Origin of the sequence: Cellulomonas sp. NPDC058312 (genome assembly GCF_042880135.1) — a bacterium.
GTDB lineage: Bacteria > Actinomycetota > Actinomycetes > Actinomycetales > Cellulomonadaceae > Cellulomonas.
In genome coordinates this window covers 548138-564937 of the sequence record NZ_JBHVZE010000002.1, presented here as the reverse complement: position 1 = coordinate 564937, position 16800 = coordinate 548138, and the positions used below count along the sequence as shown (strand labels likewise).

General features: G+C 74.8%; 14 protein-coding genes. 10 read left to right on the top strand and 4 right to left on the bottom strand.

All coding sequences use genetic code 11. The features are described from left to right. Positions 1–3 precede the first annotated feature (3 nt). The 5 genes from yajC to ACFVXN_RS07055 all read left to right on the top strand — a co-directional run bounded on the left by yajC (position 4) and on the right by ACFVXN_RS07055 (position 6696). Positions 4–444, top strand: a complete 441-nt coding sequence (yajC, locus tag ACFVXN_RS07075; RefSeq protein WP_389229445.1) for a preprotein translocase subunit YajC — start codon at positions 4–6, stop codon at positions 442–444. A 98-nt stretch (positions 445–542) separates the two neighbouring features. After that, positions 543–2504 carry a protein translocase subunit SecD gene (secD, locus tag ACFVXN_RS07070; RefSeq protein ID WP_389229441.1) on the top strand — a complete coding sequence of 654 codons (1962 nt, stop codon included), beginning with the start codon at positions 543–545 and terminating at the stop codon, positions 2502–2504. After that, positions 2504–3610: a protein translocase subunit SecF gene (secF, locus tag ACFVXN_RS07065; RefSeq protein ID WP_389229438.1), complete on the top strand. Its 1107-nt coding sequence runs from the start codon at positions 2504–2506 to the stop codon at positions 3608–3610. Before secD ends, secF begins: the two co-directional genes overlap by 1 nt. Continuing rightward, positions 3607–4167 carry an adenine phosphoribosyltransferase gene (locus ACFVXN_RS07060; RefSeq protein ID WP_389229435.1) on the top strand — a complete coding sequence of 187 codons (561 nt, stop codon included), beginning with the start codon at positions 3607–3609 and terminating at the stop codon, positions 4165–4167. The genes secF and ACFVXN_RS07060 overlap by 4 nt, the downstream gene beginning before the upstream one ends. 198 nt (positions 4168–4365) lie before the next feature. Then, positions 4366–6696 carry a RelA/SpoT family protein gene (locus ACFVXN_RS07055; RefSeq protein ID WP_389229432.1) on the top strand — a complete coding sequence of 777 codons (2331 nt, stop codon included), beginning with the start codon at positions 4366–4368 and terminating at the stop codon, positions 6694–6696. A gap of 66 nt (positions 6697–6762) precedes the next feature. Here ACFVXN_RS07055 and ACFVXN_RS07050 read toward each other — a convergent pair whose 3' ends face one another. The 3 genes from ACFVXN_RS07050 to ACFVXN_RS07040 all read right to left on the bottom strand — a co-directional run bounded on the left by ACFVXN_RS07050 (position 6763) and on the right by ACFVXN_RS07040 (position 9983). Continuing rightward, the gene (locus tag ACFVXN_RS07050) at positions 6763–7422 is read right to left on the bottom strand and encodes a hypothetical protein (protein WP_389229429.1); all 660 of its coding nucleotides are present in this window, start codon (positions 7420–7422) and stop codon (positions 6763–6765) included. A 72-nt stretch (positions 7423–7494) separates the two neighbouring features. After that, complete coding sequence (locus ACFVXN_RS07045; RefSeq protein WP_389229426.1) at positions 7495–9204, bottom strand: DUF349 domain-containing protein; 1710 nt, start codon at positions 9202–9204, stop codon at positions 7495–7497. Then, positions 9201–9983, bottom strand: a complete 783-nt coding sequence (locus ACFVXN_RS07040; protein ID WP_389229423.1) for a peptidylprolyl isomerase — start codon at positions 9981–9983, stop codon at positions 9201–9203. The genes ACFVXN_RS07045 and ACFVXN_RS07040 overlap by 4 nt, the downstream gene beginning before the upstream one ends. Before the next feature lie 176 nt (positions 9984–10159). Between ACFVXN_RS07040 and ACFVXN_RS07035 the strand changes: the two genes are divergently transcribed. Then, positions 10160–10882: an MBL fold metallo-hydrolase gene (locus ACFVXN_RS07035; protein ID WP_389229420.1), complete on the top strand. Its 723-nt coding sequence runs from the start codon at positions 10160–10162 to the stop codon at positions 10880–10882. Between the two features lie 5 nt (positions 10883–10887). Next, positions 10888–12249, top strand: coding sequence for a histidine--tRNA ligase (hisS, locus tag ACFVXN_RS07030; protein WP_389229417.1), 1362 nt, complete (start codon positions 10888–10890; stop codon positions 12247–12249). Positions 12250–12277: 28 nt separating this feature from the next. Here hisS and ACFVXN_RS07025 read toward each other — a convergent pair whose 3' ends face one another. Beyond that, a complete protein-coding gene (locus ACFVXN_RS07025; protein WP_389229414.1) occupies positions 12278–12847 on the bottom strand; it encodes a TspO/MBR family protein in 570 nt (189 codons plus the stop codon). Between the two features lie 102 nt (positions 12848–12949). On the opposite strand from ACFVXN_RS07025, the gene ACFVXN_RS07020 reads away from it, so the two are divergent. The 3 genes from ACFVXN_RS07020 (at position 12950) to ACFVXN_RS07010 (ending at position 16789) form a co-directional block, all read left to right on the top strand. Further along, complete coding sequence (locus ACFVXN_RS07020) at positions 12950–14062, top strand: Rv2578c family radical SAM protein (protein WP_389229411.1); 1113 nt, start codon at positions 12950–12952, stop codon at positions 14060–14062. Positions 14063–14141: 79 nt separating this feature from the next. Then, complete coding sequence (gene aspS, locus ACFVXN_RS07015) at positions 14142–15956, top strand: aspartate--tRNA ligase (RefSeq protein ID WP_389229408.1); 1815 nt, start codon at positions 14142–14144, stop codon at positions 15954–15956. Continuing rightward, positions 15953–16789, top strand: coding sequence for a GNAT family N-acetyltransferase (locus tag ACFVXN_RS07010; protein WP_389229405.1), 837 nt, complete (start codon positions 15953–15955; stop codon positions 16787–16789). Before aspS ends, ACFVXN_RS07010 begins: the two co-directional genes overlap by 4 nt. Positions 16790–16800: the final 11 nt, after the last annotated feature.

Here is a 16800-nt window from a genome sequence, read left to right as displayed (position 1 = left end):
TTCGTGGATCCCACCTTCCTCATCATCCTCGTCATCGGTCTCGGGGCGATGTTCCTGCTGTCGAGCCGGCAGCGGAAGGCGCAGCAGAAGCAGCTCAGCTTCCGCGACAACCTCCAGCCCGGCCAGGAGGTCATGACGGGGTCCGGGATGTACGGGACGGTCGTCGAGGTCGACGGTGACGTCGTGGTCCTCGAGTCGACCCCGGGCAGCCGGACGCGCTGGATCAAGGCCGCGATCGCGCGCCTCGTCGAGCCGCCGGTCGAGGACGTCGAGGACGTCGAGGACACGGACGTCGCGGACGACGACGACGTCGAGTGGCGCGACGAGCCGGGCGCGGTCCCGCCGGGCCGGATCGACGTGCCGGACGACCTGTCGTCGCTCCAGCCCCCGCGCGGCGAGGACGGCCGCGACGACGAGGGTCCCGCGTCGCCGGACAAGAAGTAGTCGAGGGTGCCGGCCCCCGCAGCAGCGGGGGCCGGTGACCCACCACCCGTACCGCCCGCCGACAGCGGGCGGTACGCGCACGAGAGAAGACGATCCCGTTGGCCCCACCCAGCCGCCGCCGGCACCCGGCGCGCACGCTCCTCACGCTCGCCGTCATCACGGTCGCCGTCTTCGGGGCGGTGCTCGCGGGGACCAAGTGGTCCGACGCGACGTGGACCCCGAAGCTCGCGCTCGACCTCGAGGGCGGCACGCAGCTGATCCTCGCGCCGGTCGCGCAGGACGAGTCCCGCGTCACGAACGAGACGATCTCCCAGGCGATCGAGGTGATCCGGCAGCGGGTCGACTCCTCGGGTGTCGCCGAGGCCGAGATCACCAGCCAGGGCGGGTCGAACATCGTCGTCGCGCTGCCCGGCAGGCCCAGCGAGGAGACCCTGGACCTGGTGCGGACCTCTGCCCAGATGGAGTTCCGGCCGGTGCTGACCTACGGCGCACCCGCGCCGACGGACCCTGCCGCGACCGACCCGGCAGCGACCGACCCCGCGGCCGATCCCGCGGCGACGACCGCGCCGACCGACGCCGCCGCTGACCCCGCCGCCGACCCGGCGGCCACGACGGCGCCGACCGACGCGGCGGCCGACCCCGCCACCGACCCGTCCGACGAGCCCACGAAGGCCGCGCCGGACAACGCCAGCGACGCCGCGTACTACATCACCCCCGCGGTCCAGGCCCGGTTCGACGAGCTCGACTGCACCGACCCCGCGAACCTCACCGGCGGCCTGCAGGGCCCGGCCGACGAGGCGCTGGTCACCTGCGACCCGAGCGGCACGCTCAAGTACGTCCTCGGCCCGATCGAGGTCGAGGGCGCCCGGATCGCCAACGCCAGCTCCGGCCTGTCCGTGAGCCCGTCCGGCGCGACCACCAACACCTGGGCCGTCAACCTGGAGTTCGACCGCCAGGGCACCCGCGAGTTCGCGGACGTGACCGAGCGCCTCCAGGGCCTGACGTCGCCGCAGAACCAGTTCGCCATCGTGCTCGACGGCCTGGTCATCTCGGCGCCGAGCCTGAGCCCCGGCGTCATCATCTCGGACGGCAAGGCCGAGATCACCGGCCAGTTCACGCGCGAGAGCGCGGCGGCCCTCGCCAACCAGCTGAAGTTCGGCGCCCTGCCGCTGAGCTTCGAGGTGCAGAGCGAGGAGCAGATCTCCGCGACGCTCGGCTCCGAGCAGCTGGAGAAGGGCCTGATCGCCGGCCTCATCGGCCTGCTGCTGGTCGTCCTGTACTCGTTCTTCCAGTACCGGGCGCTCGGCCTGGTCACGGTCGCGTCCCTCGTGATCGCCGGCCTGCTCACCTACGGCGTCATCACCCTGCTGTCCTGGACGCAGGGGTACCGCCTCTCGCTGCCCGGCGTCGCGGGGTTGATCGTCGCGATCGGCATCACCGCGGACTCGTTCATCGTGTACTTCGAGCGCATCCGCGACGAGCTCCGCGAGGGCCGGACGCTGGTCGCGGCCGTCGACCGCGGCTGGGAGCGGGCGCGTCGCACGATCCTCGCGTCCGACGCGGTGAACTTCCTCGCCGCGATCGTCCTGTACTTCCTCGCGGTCGGGTCGGTCCGGGGCTTCGCGTTCACGCTCGGCCTCACCACGCTGCTCGACCTGCTCATCGTGTTCACCTTCACGCACCCCGTGATGCGCCTGGTCGCGAAGACGAAGTTCTGGGGCGGCGGGCACCCGCTGTCCGGCCTGGACCCGCGGCGTCTCGGCGCCACCGGCGGCACCCGCTACGTGGGTCGCGGGCGGGTGGCCACCGGCCCCCGCACCGCCGCCACGTCCGGTGCGACGGCCTCGCTGGACGCGCCGACGTCGACCCTGACGGCCGCCCCGGCCGCCCCGGGCGGGACCATCGCCGAGCGCCGCGCCGCCGCGCGCGCCGCCCAGGCCGGTGCCGCGCCCGGCACCACCCCGTCGGACGCGGCACCGCCCGACGCCACCACCACCGACGACCCGCCCGACGCGACCGGTGACGGCGACGCTCGACGCACCGAGGGGAGCGACGCCTGATGGCCGTCAACTTCGCCCAGTGGGGCAACGACCTCTACACGGGTCGCCGCTCCTACGACATCGTGGGCAGGCGCACGCGCTGGTTCGTCATCTCCGGCGTGCTCGTCGTGCTCTCGGCGATCCTGCTGTTCAAGCCGGGCCTCCAGCCCGGCATCGAGTTCCGCGGCGGCTCCGAGTTCACGGTGTCCAACGCGTCCTCGACCGACCAGCAGCCCGCCGTCGACGCGGTCGCGGAGGTCTCCGCCGAGGAGGTCCCGCGGGTCACCAACGTCGGCACCTCGTCGCTGCGGATCCAGACCGCCGAGCTCACCAGCGAGCAGGTGGACCAGGTCCGCACGGCGCTGCAGGAGGCGTACGGCGTCGGCGAGGAGGACGTCGCGAGCTCGTTCATCGGCCCGACCTGGGGCAAGGACGTCTCGAACAAGGCGCTGCTGAGCCTCGTCGTGTTCCTCGTGCTCGTGTCCGTGGTCATGACGATCTACTTCCGCAACTGGCGCATGGCGCTGGCGGCGATCGTCGCGCTGTTCCACGACCTCGTCATCACCGCGGGCGTGTACGCCGCGGTCGGCTGGGAGGTCACGCCGGCGACGGTGATCGGCTTCCTGACCATCCTGGGCTACTCGATCTACGACACGGTCGTGGTCTTCGACAAGGTCCGGGAGAACACCGCCGGGGTCACCGACCAGACGCGGTCCACCTACGAGGAGCGCGCGAACCTCGCGGTCAACCAGACCCTGGTCCGCTCGATCAACACCTCGGTCGTGGCGCTGCTGCCGGTCGCGGCGATCCTGTTCATCGGGGCGTTCGTGCTCGGCGCGGGCACGCTGCGCGACATCGCGCTGGCCCTGTTCGTCGGCATGATCGTCGGGGCGTTCTCCTCGATCTACCTGGCGACGCCGCTCGAGGTCGCCCTGCGCGAGCGCGAGCCGGCGATCCGCGCGCACACCGAGCGCGTGCTCGCGGCCCGGGCGCGGCTCGCGGCCGGCGGCGTGGACGGCGACGCCTCCCAGGAGGAGGTCGCGGTCGCGCGGTTCACCGGTCAGGTCCGCCCCGGCGGGCACCAGGGACCCGCGGCGCAGCCGCGGCGGAAGAAGGGCCGGCGATGAGCGGCACCCAGGACGTGGCACGCCTCAGCGGGCAGGAGCTCGTCGACCGCATCGAGACCCTGGTCCGGGACGTGCCGGACTACCCGACGGCCGGCGTGGTGTTCAAGGACATCACCCCGCTGCTCGCGGACGGGCCCGCGTTCGACGCCGTCGTCCAGGAGATGGCCGCCCGGGTGCCGGGCCCGATCGACCTGGTCGCCGGCATGGAGGCGCGCGGGTTCATCCTCGCCGCACCCGTCGCCCTCGCCCTCGGTGCGGGCTTCCTGCCCGTGCGCAAGGCGGGCAAGCTGCCCGGTCCGACGGCGCGGCGCGAGTACGAGCTGGAGTACGGCGCGGCCGCGGTCGAGCTGCACCCGTTCACCGTGTTCCCGGGCGCGCGCGTGCTCGTCGTGGACGACGTGCTCGCCACCGGCGGGACGGCGTCGGCGACCATCGAGCTGCTCGAGGAGTGCGGTGCCGAGGTCGTGGGCCTGTCGTTCCTCATGGACCTGACGTTCCTGCCGGGTCGGTCGCGGCTCGCGGGGCGGCACGTCGACGCGCTGCTCGAGGTCGGCTGACCGCCACCCGGGTCGACCCTCACGACCGCCGACCGGCGGGGCCCACGCCCTGCCCGGTCGGCGGTCGCGTCGTCTGGCCGTAGAATCGACCGGATCAGCCGTGCCACCGGGGTGACCGGCGGGCCGACCGGGTCCCCGGTGGGTCCGGGCAGCGGCGTCGGACAGCCGGGCCACGCCCCGGCAGGGCAGGAGGCGCGCATGGCGGACCAGGTTCGGACGTCGACGCCCGACCCGCGGCCGGAGGTGCCCCCGACGACGGGGAGCACCAGCCGGGTGCGCTCGCGCCTGGCCCGCTTCGGGCAGGGACGCGGGCCCGCGCAGTCGCCCGTCATCGAGCCGCTGCTCCAGGCGGTCCGGACCAACCACCCGAAGGCCGACCTCGGCATCCTCGAGCGCGCCTACGCCACCGCCGAGCTCGCCCACCGCGGCCAGCTGCGCAAGAGCGGCGACCCCTACATCACGCACCCCGTCGCGGTCGCGACGATCCTCGCCGAGCTCGGGATGACCCCGCCGACGCTGGCGGCGGCGCTGCTGCACGACACCGTCGAGGACACGTCGTACTCCCTCGACCAGCTGCGCACCGAGTACGGCCCCGAGATCGCGATGCTCGTCGACGGCGTCACCAAGCTCGACAAGGTGACCTACGGCGACGCCGCGCAGGCCGAGACGGTCCGCAAGATGGTCGTCGCGATGTCCCGGGACATCCGCGTGCTCGTCATCAAGCTCGCCGACCGGCTGCACAACGCCCGGACCTGGAAGTTCGTGCCCGCGGCGTCCGCCGAGAAGAAGGCCCGCGAGACGCTCGAGATCTACGCGCCCCTCGCGCACCGCCTCGGCATGAACACGATCAAGTGGGAGCTCGAGGACCTCTCGTTCCAGACCCTCTACCCGAAGGTCTACGACGAGATCGTGCACCTGGTCGCCGAGCGTGCCCCGGCCCGCGAGGAGTACCTGGCCGTGGTCCGGGACCAGGTCGGCGCCGACCTGCGCACCTCCAAGATCAAGGCGACGGTCACCGGCCGGCCGAAGCACTACTACTCGATCTACCAGAAGATGATCGTGCGCGGACGCGACTTCGCGGACATCTACGACCTGGTGGGCGTGCGCGTCCTGGTCGACACGGTGCGCGACTGCTACGCGGCGCTCGGCGCCCTGCACGCGCGGTGGAACCCGGTCCCCGGCCGGTTCAAGGACTACATCGCGATGCCCAAGTTCAACCTCTACCAGTCGCTGCACACGACGGTGATCGGTCCCGGCGGCAAGCCCGTCGAGATCCAGATCCGCACGCACGACATGCACCGGCGCGCGGAGTACGGCGTCGCGGCGCACTGGAAGTACAAGGAGAACGCCAAGGGCGCGGGGACCGGCACCGACGTCGACGGCAACGACATGGCGTGGCTGCGCCAGCTCGTCGACTGGCAGAAGGAGACCGCCGACCCCTCGGAGTTCCTCGACTCCCTGCGGTTCGAGATCGCCGACGGCGAGGTGTTCGTCTTCACGCCCAAGGGCGACGTCATGGCGCTGCCCGCCGGCGCGACCCCGGTCGACTTCGCCTACGCGGTGCACACCGAGGTCGGCCACCGGACGATGGGCGCGCGCGTCAACGGCCGCCTGGTCCCGCTGGACTCGACGCTGGAGAACGGCGACGTCATCGAGGTGTTCACCTCGAAGTCCGAGACCGCCGGCCCGTCGCGCGACTGGCTCGGGTTCGTCACCAGCCCCCGCGCGCGGAACAAGATCCGGCAGTGGTTCACCAAGGAGCGCCGCGAGGAGGCGATCGAGCACGGCAAGGACGCCATCGCCAAGGCGATGCGCAAGCAGAACCTGCCGATCCAGCGCCTGCTGTCCCACGAGTCGCTGATCGGGCTCGCGAACGAGATGCGCTACGCCGACGTATCCGCGCTGTACGCGGCGATCGGCGAGGGCCAGGTGTCTGCCGCGACCGTCGTCCAGCGTCTCGTGCACGCGATGGGCGGCGAGCCCGGTGCCGAGGAGGACATCGCCGAGACCGCGCGTCCCGGGCAGACGACGCGGCGCATCCGGACCGGCGACCCCGGTGTGGTCGTCAAGGGCGTCGACGACATCTGGGTCAAGCTCGCCAAGTGCTGCACCCCGGTGCCGGGCGACGACATCGTGGGTTTCGTGACCCGCGGCCAGGGTGTCAGCGTGCACCGGTCGGACTGCATCAACGTCGGCTCGCTCCAGGCCCAGCCGGAGCGGATGGTCGAGGTCGAGTGGAGCCAGGGGAGCACGGCCCTGTTCCTCGTGCAGATCCAGGTCGAGGCCCTCGACCGCAGCCGGCTGCTGTCGGACGTCACGCGGGTGCTGTCCGACCACCACGTGAACATCCTGTCCGCGTCGGTGTCGACGTCCCGCGACCGGGTCGCGATCTCACGGTTCGTGTTCGAGATGGCCGAGCCGTCGCACCTCGCGTCCGTGCTGTCGGCGGTGCGCAAGGTCGAGGGCGTGTTCGACGTCTACCGGATCACCGGGGCCAAGGCCGCCGAGCAGCCCGTCGTCGACGCCTGACCGGCCCGCAGCGTCACCCGCTCCGCGCTCCTCGCCGAGATCGCACCTCCTGACCGAGGTAGCCCCTCAGACGGACCGATCTCGGCCCGACGGACCGACCTCGAGTGACGAGGGCGGGGCGGTCGGCGTGGGCGCTTGGCGACGGGCGAGCACGTCGAGGAGGCGGCTCGCCGCGACCACCCCGCGGCGGCCGCTCGCGGCGGCCACGTCGGCACGGACCTCCGCCAGGTCCACCAGCCCGGCGTCGAGCAGCGCGCGCACCAGGCGGAGCGCGGCGTCCGCGGGCGCGCGCAGCAGGAGCTCGGACGCGGTCCTGCGGGCCGTGGTCACGGCGACGCCGCCGAGCAGCACGACGTCCCGGTCGCGCACGCCGGACCCGGCGCCCGTCGTGCCCGGCACCGTCTCGCCGCCGGGGTCGCCGCGACCCGCTGCGCCGCGTCCGACCACGCGCTCGGCGTGCACGTCCCGGGGCGCGCGTCCGCCGAGGTGCACCCACGCGGCGGACCCCAGGGCGACGACGCAGCGCGTCGGCAGCGCCGGGCCGAGCGCCGCCGCGCGCAGCTCCGGGGTGGCCCGGACCCCGGCGGGCAGGCCGACGTCGTCGGTGAGCGGCACGAGGTGCCCGTCGTGCGCGAGGACCTGCCAGGCGATGTCACCGAGGTCGGCCCGGGCGACGAGCGGGGCGGCGAGGGGGGCTGGCGGTCGGGCCGTCGGGGCGGTGGTCACGGACGCAGGATGCCGGTCACCCCGCCCGTCGGGCGAGAGGTGACCGGCATCCTGTGGACGACGGGCGGCGTGTCAGCCGCGTGACTCCTGCGCGGCGCGCTCGATCTGCTCGAGCCACGCGCGCCGGGCGTCCAGCGCGGCCTGCGCGTCGGCGACCTTGCGGGCGTCACCGCCGGCCTTGGCCTTCTCGAGGTCGGCCTCGAGCTGGGCGATCGCGCTCTCCAGCTGCGCCAGGGCGCCCTCGGCGCGCGCCCGGGTCTCCGGGTTGGTCCGGCGCCACTCGTCCTGGTCGGCGTCGCGGATCTTGCCCTCGACGGCACGCAGGCGCGCCTCGACGCGCTGGATGTCGGCGCGCGGGACCTTGCCGGCGGCCTCCCAGCGGTCCTGGATCGAGCGCAGCGCGGCCTTCGCCTGGCCGAGCCCCTTCGACACGTCGATGGCCTCCGCCTCGACCAGCAGCGCCTCCTTGACCTCGAGGTTGCCCGCGTACTCCCGGTCCGTGGCGGCGTTCAGCTCGTCACGGGCGTGGAAGAACGTGTCCTGCGCGGCCCGGAACCGGGCCCACAGGGCGTCGTCGTCGTTGCGGCTCGCGCGGCCCGCGGCCTTCCACTGCGTCATCAGGTCGCGGTACGCGCCCGCGGTGGCGCCCCAGTCGGTGCTGGTCTGCAGGCGCTCGGCCTCGCGGACGATCGCCTCCTTGGCCTGCTTGGCGCCGGCGTTCCGGGACTCGAGCTCGGCGAAGTAGTGCCGCCGCTCCCGGTCGAACGTGGTCCGCGCGTGGCTGAACCGCTTCCACAGCGCCTCCTCCGAGGTGCGGTCGACGCGCGGTCCGGACCGCTGCGCCTCCTTCCACTCGTCGAGGAGGGTGCGCAGCTGCTCACCGGCGGGCCGCCACTGCATCCGGGCGGGGTCGGTCGCGGCGATCTTCTCGGCGCGCTCGACGATCTGCTCGCGCGCGGCGAGCGCGACCTGCCGGGCCGCGGCGCGCTCGGCCTCCACCGCGGCGCGACGCTCGGCCGCGACCGGGCGCAGCGCCTCGACGCGGGCCCGCAGGGCGTCCAGGTCGCCGACGGCCGCGGGCTCCGCGGTCTCCTCGGTGAGCCGGTTGAGCGTCTGGTCGATCTCCTTGACGGCGAGGTCAGTCGCCTGGAGGCGCGCCTCGAACACGGAGACCTTGGCCTGCAGGTCGAGGAACCGGCGGACGTACAGCGCCAGCGCCTCCTCGGGCGTGGCGCCCGGGAACTGGCCCACGGCGCGCTCGCCGGCGGCCTCGCGGACGTAGACGGTGCCGTCCTCGTCGACCCGGCCGAACGCGGTCGCCGCAGCGGCCTCGGCGGAGTCGTCCGGGACCGGGACCGGCACCACGGGCGCGGACGCCGGGGCGGCGGCTCCCGGGGCGGCGGGGCGCGGCACCGGGCGGGGGCGCATGGCGCTGGGCAGCGGGGGGCGCGGCGCGGGGGCGGCGGGCGCCGCGGGGGCGTCCTGCTCCGCGGGGCGCTCCGCTGCGGCCTCCGCCTCGGGCGTGGGCGCCTCGGCCTCGGCCTCGGGCGCCTCAGCCTCGGGTGCCGTGTCGGCCTCGGGTGCGGTGTCCGCCTCGGGTGCGGTCTCGCCCGTGGCCTCCTCGGCTGCGGGCTCCTCGGCCGGCGCGTCGACCGTCGCGGCCGCGTCGTCGGCGGCGGGCGCCTGCGCGTCCGTCCCGGTGACCGCCTCGGCGGCCGGCGCGGTGCCGGTGGCGTCGTCGCTGTCGTGCGAGCGCTGCTGCTCGTCGGGCGTCTCGGTCACTGGGTCTCCACTCCCTCGATGGTGACGGGGGTCGCCGGGGTGCCGTCGGAGGCACCACCGTCCACGCCCGCGTCAGCGACTGCCTGCACGACGTCGAGGCCCGACGTGATGCGGCCGAACACGGTGTATCCGCCTGCCTGGTCCGCGGGGATCGTCGAGTCCTCGTAGACCAGGAAGAACTGGCTGCCCATCGACGCGCCGTCGCCGCCCTGGCGGGCCATCGCGATGGTGCCGGCGGGGTAGACGTCGTCCGCCGGGGCGTTCTCGATCGGGCCGAACGCGTACCCGGGGCTCCCGGTGCCGGTGCCCGTCGGGTCGCCGCACTGGAGCACGTGGATGCCGCTGGTGACGAGCCGGTGGCAGTCGGTGCCGTCGAAGTACCCCTCCTGCGCGAGGGTCACGAAGCTGGCGACGGCCTGCGGGGCCGCGGCGCCGTCGAGCTCGATGCCGATGTCGCCCTGGCTGGTGGTCAGGGTGCCGGTCCAGGTGCGGCCCTCGGCGAGCGCGGCGTCGGGCAGCTGGCCGCCGTTGCCGGTGCGCGCCTCGCCGCCCGTCGCGGTGTCCGTCGGGGGTGCGGTGGTGGTGGTGTCGTCCGCGGGGGAGTCGCTGCCGCCGAGCAGGAGGGCGGACGTCACGGCGGTGCCGAGCACCAGCACGCCCACGACGCCGCCCGCGACGACCTGCATCCGGCGTCGCCGGGCCTGCTTCGCGCTGCGGCGCTCCTGCCACTTCTCGTACCGGCGGCGCTCGTACTCGCGCTCGCGCTTGCTGGACGGCACGCACACTCCTCGTCGTCTCGGTCGTCGGCGCCGGGCCGGGCCCCCGCGTCGGCGCACGGGAGCGCGTGGCTCCCGTGCCCGCGGGACAGTCTAGGCAACCGGGGGTGGACCTGAGTGCGTGCCGCGCGGTGCCGCTCACCCGAGAGGCGCGGCGCCCCGCCGCTAGCGTGGCCCGGGTGCGCATCCTCGCCCTGACCTCACCCGTGTTCGCGGCCACCTGCTACGTCGTCGCGGCCGACGACGGCACCTGCGTGGTGGTCGACCCGGGGGCGGGCGTGGCGGACGACGTCGCGCGGACCGTGACGGCGCACGGCCTGCGGGTCACGGGGGTGGTGGTGACCCACGGGCACGCCGACCACCTGTGGGACGCCGGTGCCGTCGCGGAGGCCGCGGGCGTCCCGGTGCGGCTGCACGCGCGCGACGCGTACCGGGTCGCCGACCCGCTGGGCAGCCTCGGGCTGGGCTCCGCGGACCCCACGGCCCGGGCGCTGGCCGACGGGCTGCTCGCCGCCGTCGTCGGTGCCGGCGTCGACCCGGCACCACCGGCGGTGCCGGAGGTGCTGGCCTTCGGGGCCGACGACGACGCGCCGCGCACCCGTGACGCGGAACTCGTGCTCGGCGGGGTCCGCCTGGTCGCCCGGCACGCCCCGGGCCACACCGAGGGCTCGACGCTGTACCTGCTCGACGCCGGCGACGAGCAGGTGGCGTTCACCGGGGACGTCCTGTTCGCGGGCTCGGTCGGGCGCACCGACCTGCCGGGCGGGGACCCGGCCACGATGGCGACGACGCTGCGCGAGGTCGTCGCCGCCCTTCCGCCCGGCACGCACGTGCTGCCGGGCCACGGCCCCGCCACCCGGGTGGACGCGGAGCTGAGGACCAACCCGTACCTGGCAGGATGACGCGCATGGCACGTCCGACTCCTCTGTCCGGTTTCCCCGAGTGGCTCCCCGACGGCCGCGTGGTCGAGCAGCACGTCCTCGACACCCTGCGGCGCACCTTCGAGCTGCACGGGTTCGCGGGCATCGAGACCCGCGCGGTCGAGCCGCTCGACCAGCTCCTGCGCAAGGGCGAGACCTCCAAGGAGGTCTACGTGCTGCGCCGGCTCCAGGAGGAGGGCGACGGCGACCGCTCCGGCCAGCTCGGGCTGCACTTCGACCTCACCGTGCCGTTCGCCCGGTACGTGCTGGAGAACGCCGGCCACCTCGCGTTCCCGTTCCAGCGCTACCAGATCCAGAAGGTCTGGCGCGGCGAGCGGCCCCAGGACGGCCGGTTCCGCGAGTTCGTGCAGGCCGACATCGACGTGGTGGGCGCCGGCGACCTGCCGTACCACTACGAGGTCGACCTGCCGCTGGTGATGGCGGAGGCGCTCGGCGCCCTGCGGGACATCGGCGTGCCCCCCGTGCGGATCCTGGTGAACAACCGGCGCGTCGCCGAGGGGTTCTACCGCGGGCTGGGGCTCGAGGACGTCGACGCGGTGCTGCGCAGCATCGACAAGCTCGACAAGATCGGCGCCGAGAAGGTCGCCGGGCTGCTCGTCGCCGAGGCCGGCGCCACGTCCGAGCAGGCCCAGGCGTGCCTGGCGCTCGCGGCGATCCACGGCGGGGACACCGGCGTGGTCGACCGGGTGCGGGAGCTGGCGGCCGCCCACGGCGTCACCTCGGAGCTGATGGAGCAGGGGCTCGCGGAGCTGGGGCAGCTCATCGAGGCGGCGGCGGTGCGCGCCCCGGGCGTCGTCGTGGCGGACCTCAAGATCGCCCGCGGCCTGGACTACTACACCGGGTCGGTCTACGAGACGGTGCTGGTCGGCCACGAGCAGCTCGGGTCGATCTGCTCGGGCGGGCGGTACGACACCCTCGCCTCGGACGGCAAGCAGACCTACCCCGGCGTCGGGCTCTCCATCGGCGTGTCCCGGCTGGTCTCGCGCCTGCTGACCGCGGGGCTCGTGCGGGCGACCCGCGGGGTGCCCGCGGCGGTCCTGGTCGCGGTGACCGACGAGGCGACCCGGCCGGCGTCCGACGCCGTGGCCGTCGCCCTGCGGGCGCGCGGGGTGCCGGTGGAGGTCGCACCGACCGCCGCCAAGTTCGGCAAGCAGATCAAGCACGCCGACCGGCGGGGGATCCCGTTCGTCTGGTTCCCGGCCGCCGAGGACGGCGCCGCTGACCAGGTGAAGGACATCCGCTCCGGCGAGCAGGTCGACGCCGACGCCGCGACGTGGGCGCCGCCCGCCGAGGACCTCTGGCCGCGGGTCGTGCCGGCCGGGGAGTGACCCCCGTGCGCCCACGGGGTCGCCGCGCTCACGCCAGCGCGGCGACCCCGGCGTTCAGCGTCGTCGCGAACAGCACCCACGCCAGGTAGGGCCCGAGCAGCCAGGCGATCCACGGGGTCAGGCGGTGGAACGCGACGATCGTGGCGACCAGCGCCAGCTCGAGCGCGAGGATGATCGCCAGGCCCAGCCCCAGCTGCTCCGCGCCGAAGAACACCGGGGTCCAGGCGGCGTTCAGCGCCAGCTGCACGACGTAGAGCACCAGGGCCGTGCGTGCCACCCGTGCCCCGTGCCGCCGCCACAGCAGCCACGCCGCCACCGCCATCAGCGTGTACAGCACCGTCCACGCGGGCCCGAACACCCAGTTCGGCGGGGTCCACGCGGGCTTCGCGGCGTCCGCGTACCAGCCGTCGACCCCCGAGGTCGACGCGATCCCGCCGCCGGCGGCGACCAGGACGTTGAGCAGCAGCAGGCCCGCCAGCACGAGCCAGCTGCGCCGGCCGCGGCGCGCGCCCGCGTCCGGGTCGGTCGGCACGTCGCGGCGCGCGGCGGTCCGCGGGTCGGGGGAGCGGGTGGGCCGGGCCGGGTTCGCGGAGGTCATGGCTCCACGGTCGGCCCCCGTGCCGGACCCGGCAACCGGAAGCCCAGCATGCTGAGCACCGCGGTGCTTGCGCCGAGGTCGAACACGTGTTCGAATCGAGCCATGCGGTGGGACGGGCAGAAGACGACGGGGCAGCCCGACGGCGCGCTGCCCGGGCTGGCGCTCGCGGGCCTGCAGCGCTCGGTCCGGACGCCGGAGTTCGCGGGCGTGACGTTCCACGAGGTGCACGCGAAGTCGGCCCTGAACAAGGTGCCCGAGGCGTCGGCGATGCCGTTCCGGTGGACGGTCAACCCGATGCGCGGCTGCCTGCACGCCTGCACCTACTGCTTCGCCCGCCCGACGCACGAGTACCTCGGCCTGGGACCGGACGAGGACTTCCAGACGCAGATCGTCGTGAAGACCAACGTCGCCGAGGTGCTCGCCGCCGAGCTGCGGCGCCGGTCCTGGGCGCACGAGCACGTCGCGCTCGGCACCAACACCGACCCGTACCAGCGCGCGGAGGGCCGGTACGCCCTGATGCCCGGGATCATCGGCGCGCTGGCGCACTCCGGCACGCCGCTGTCCCTGCTGACGAAGGGCACGCTCCTGCGCCGCGACCTGCCGCTGCTGGTCGAGGCGGCCGGTGAGGTCGGGGTGAGCGTGGCCGTGTCGCTCGCGATCGGGGACGAGGAGCTGCAGCAGGCGATGGAGCCCGGCACGCCGACGCCGCGGGCGCGTCTCGCGCTGATCCGCGCGGTCCGGGACGCCGGGCTGCCCTGCACGGTGATGGTCGCGCCGGTGATGCCGTGGCTCACCGACTCGACCGACCACCTCGACGGGCTGTTCCACGACCTCGCCGAGGCGGGCGCGTCGGGCGTCTCGGTGATCCCGCTGCACCTGCGCGGCCCGGTGCGCCCGCTCATGCTCCGGTGGCTGGCCGAGCACCGGCCCGCGCTCGTCGCGAAGTACCGGCGGCTGTACGGGGACGGCGCCTACGTGCCCGAGGAGTACCGGCGGTGGCTGTCCGACCGGGTGCGCCCGCTGCGCCGCCGGCACGGCCTGGACCTGCCCGAGGTCCCGACGACGGACCCGGTGGTCGGGGGCACCGCGGGGGTCGCCACGCCCGCGCCGTGGCGGTTCCGGCCCCGGCAGGCCGCGGAGGTGCCCGCGAGCCTGCTCCCCGGTGCGGTGACCGGTGCGGTGCGGGCCGGTGTCGTGCAGCCGGCGCTGTTCTGACGGCGGCGGCGACGGCCGGGTCGGCAGTAGACTCGCCGGGCTGCTCCGAGCAGCGCCCCACCACCTGAGAGGACTTGTCGTGCTGCGCACCCACACCGCCGGCTCGCTGCGGGCCGAGCACATCGGCACCACCGTCACCCTGACCGGGTGGGTGGATCGCCGGCGCGATCACGGTGGGGTGGCCTTCGTCGACCTGCGCGACGCCTCGGGCATCGCCCAGGTCGTCATCCGCGACGAGGCCGTCGCCCACGGCCTGCGCGCCGAGTACGTCCTGCAGGTCACCGGCGAGGTCGGCCGCCGCCCGGACGGCAACGAGAACAGCCACCTCGCGACCGGCGAGGTCGAGGTCGTGGCGCAGCAGGTCGTCGTGCTCAACGAGTCCGCGCCGCTGCCGTTCCAGGTGTCGTCGTCGCTCGACGAGCCCGTGGGCGAGGAGGCGCGCCTGCGCCACCGGTACCTCGACCTGCGCCGGCCGGAGCCCGCGAAGGCGATGCGCCTGCGGTCCAAGGCCAACCAGGCCGCGCGCCGCGTGCTGGACGCGCAGGACTTCGTCGAGGTCGAGACCCCGACGCTGACCCGCTCCACCCCCGAGGGCGCCCGCGACTTCGTCGTCCCCGCGCGCCTGGCGCCGGGCTCCTGGTACGCGCTGCCGCAGTCTCCGCAGCTGTTCAAGCAGCTGCTCATGGTCGGCGGCATGGAGCGCTACTACCAGCTCGCCCGCTGCTACCGCGACGAGGACTTCCGGGCCGACCGGCAGCCGGAGTTCACGCAGCTGGACGTCGAGATGTCGTTCGTCGACCAGGACGACGTGATCGCGCTCGGCGAGCAGATCCTCGTGGCGCTGTGGGACCTGATCGGCTACACCGTGCCGACCCCGGTGCCGCGGATGACGTACGCCGACGCGATGGCGCGGTTCGGCTCCGACAAGCCCGACCTGCGGTTCGGCCTCGAGCTGGTCGAGCTGACCTCGTTCTTCGCGGACACCCCGTTCCGCGTCTTCCAGGCTCCGTACGTCGGTGCGGTCGTCCAGCCCGGCGGCGCCTCGACGCCGCGGCGCGGGTTCGACGCCTGGCAGGAGTGGGCCAAGCAGCGCGGCGCCAAGGGCCTGGCGTACGTCACGGTCGCCGAGGACGGCACGCTCGCCGGCCCGGTCGCGAAGAACATCTCCGAGGCCGAGCGCGAGGGCCTGGTCGCCGCCGTCGGCGCGCAGCCGGGCGACGCGGTGTTCTTCGCCGCCGGCAAGGCGTCCGAGGCCCGGGCGCTGCTCGGTGCCGCGCGCCTCGAGATCGGTCGCCGCGGCGGGCTGATCGACGAGTCGCAGTGGGCGTTCGTGTGGGTCGTCGACGCGCCGCTGTTCAAGCCCACGGGCGAGGACGACGACGTCGCCGTCGGCGAGGGCGCCTGGACCGCCGTGCACCACGCCTTCACGTCGCCGACGCCGGAGTGGATCGACCGGTTCGAGGAGAGCCCGGGCGAGGCGCTGGCCTACGCGTACGACATCGTCTGCAACGGCAACGAGATCGGCGGCGGCTCGATCCGTATCCACCGCCGCGACGTCCAGGAGCGCGTGTTCGCGATCATGGGCATCGGCGAGCAGGAGGCCCAGGAGAAGTTCGGCTGGCTGCTCGACGCGTTCCAGTTCGGCGCGCCGCCGCACGGCGGGATCGCGTTCGGCTGGGACCGCGTGGTCGCGCTGCTCACCGGCTCGGAGTCGATCCGCGACGTGATCGCGTTCCCGAAGTCCGGCGGCGGCTACGACCCGCTGACCGGTGCCCCGGCGCCGATCACCGCCCAGCAGCGCCGCGAGGCCGGCGTCGACGCCCAGGAGAAGGCCCCGGTCGCGCCGAAGGCCGAGACCCCCGTCGCGGACGCGGCGGCCCCCGCGCGGCAGTGACGCGGGTCGCCGACGCGGCGACCACCCCGGACGGGTCGTCCGACCCCGCGCTCCCCGCGCGGTGGGCGGACGACCCGTTCCTGCTGGACGAGCGCACCTGGTGGCGCCCGGCGGAGGTCCGGACCGCGGGGGGAGCGATGCTGCTCGTGCAGCGGGCGGTGCAGCCCACGTCGGGAGGCCGCGACGACGGCGGGCCGGCGACCATGCTGCTCGCGTCGGGCGAGCCCCGCGCGGCCGCCGTCCTGGTCGCCGAGCACGCCTGGCGCGCCTCCGCCGCCGGGTCGCCCGCGCACCGGTTCGCGTGGGTGGAGACCGCGGCGATGCCGCACCTGACGCCGGACGACCTCGGCCGGCTCGGGCTGCGGCCCGCGCGCACCGGCTGGGAGTGGATGGTCGCCGGCGCCGCGCCTGCGCCGGTCGACGCCGAGCGCGTGGTCCGCGAGCTCGACCCCGCGGCCGAGGGCGACGCGATCCGCGCGTGCCTCGCGGCGGCCAACCCGACGACCGACGCCGACCCCGCCGGTGCGGGGGAGCGCTGGTGGGGCGTCGAGGACGGCCGCGGCGGTCTCGGCGGCGTGATCGGCGCCGGCCCGCGGGCCGGCCGGCCGGGCGGTCGCGGCTCGGCGCACCTGCACGGGCTCGGCGTGCTGCCCGCCGAGCGCGGGCGCGGCCTCGGGGCGGGGCTCACCGCGGCGGCGACCCGCGGGCTGCTCCGCGACGGGCTGGACTGGGTGTCGCTGGGGATGTGGGACGACAACGACGGCGCGCGGCGGATCTACCACCGGCTCGGCTTCGCGACGGTGCACCGCCTCACGACGCTGCGCCGCCCCTGACGTCGTGCGGG

Excerpts from the sequence above, each read along its gene's own strand:
- ACFVXN_RS07020 (WP_389229411.1), top strand. The coding sequence starts at position 12,950 with ATGCGGTGGGACGGGCAGAAGACGACGGGGCAGCCCGACGGCGCGCTG.
- ACFVXN_RS07025 (WP_389229414.1), bottom strand. The coding sequence starts at position 12,847 with ATGACCTCCGCGAACCCGGCCCGGCCCACCCGCTCCCCCGACCCGCGG.
- secF (WP_389229438.1), top strand. The coding sequence starts at position 2,504 with ATGGCCGTCAACTTCGCCCAGTGGGGCAACGACCTCTACACGGGTCGC.
- ACFVXN_RS07060 (WP_389229435.1), top strand. The coding sequence starts at position 3,607 with ATGAGCGGCACCCAGGACGTGGCACGCCTCAGCGGGCAGGAGCTCGTC.
- ACFVXN_RS07055 (WP_389229432.1), top strand. The coding sequence starts at position 4,366 with ATGGCGGACCAGGTTCGGACGTCGACGCCCGACCCGCGGCCGGAGGTG.
- hisS (WP_389229417.1), top strand. The coding sequence starts at position 10,888 with ATGGCACGTCCGACTCCTCTGTCCGGTTTCCCCGAGTGGCTCCCCGAC.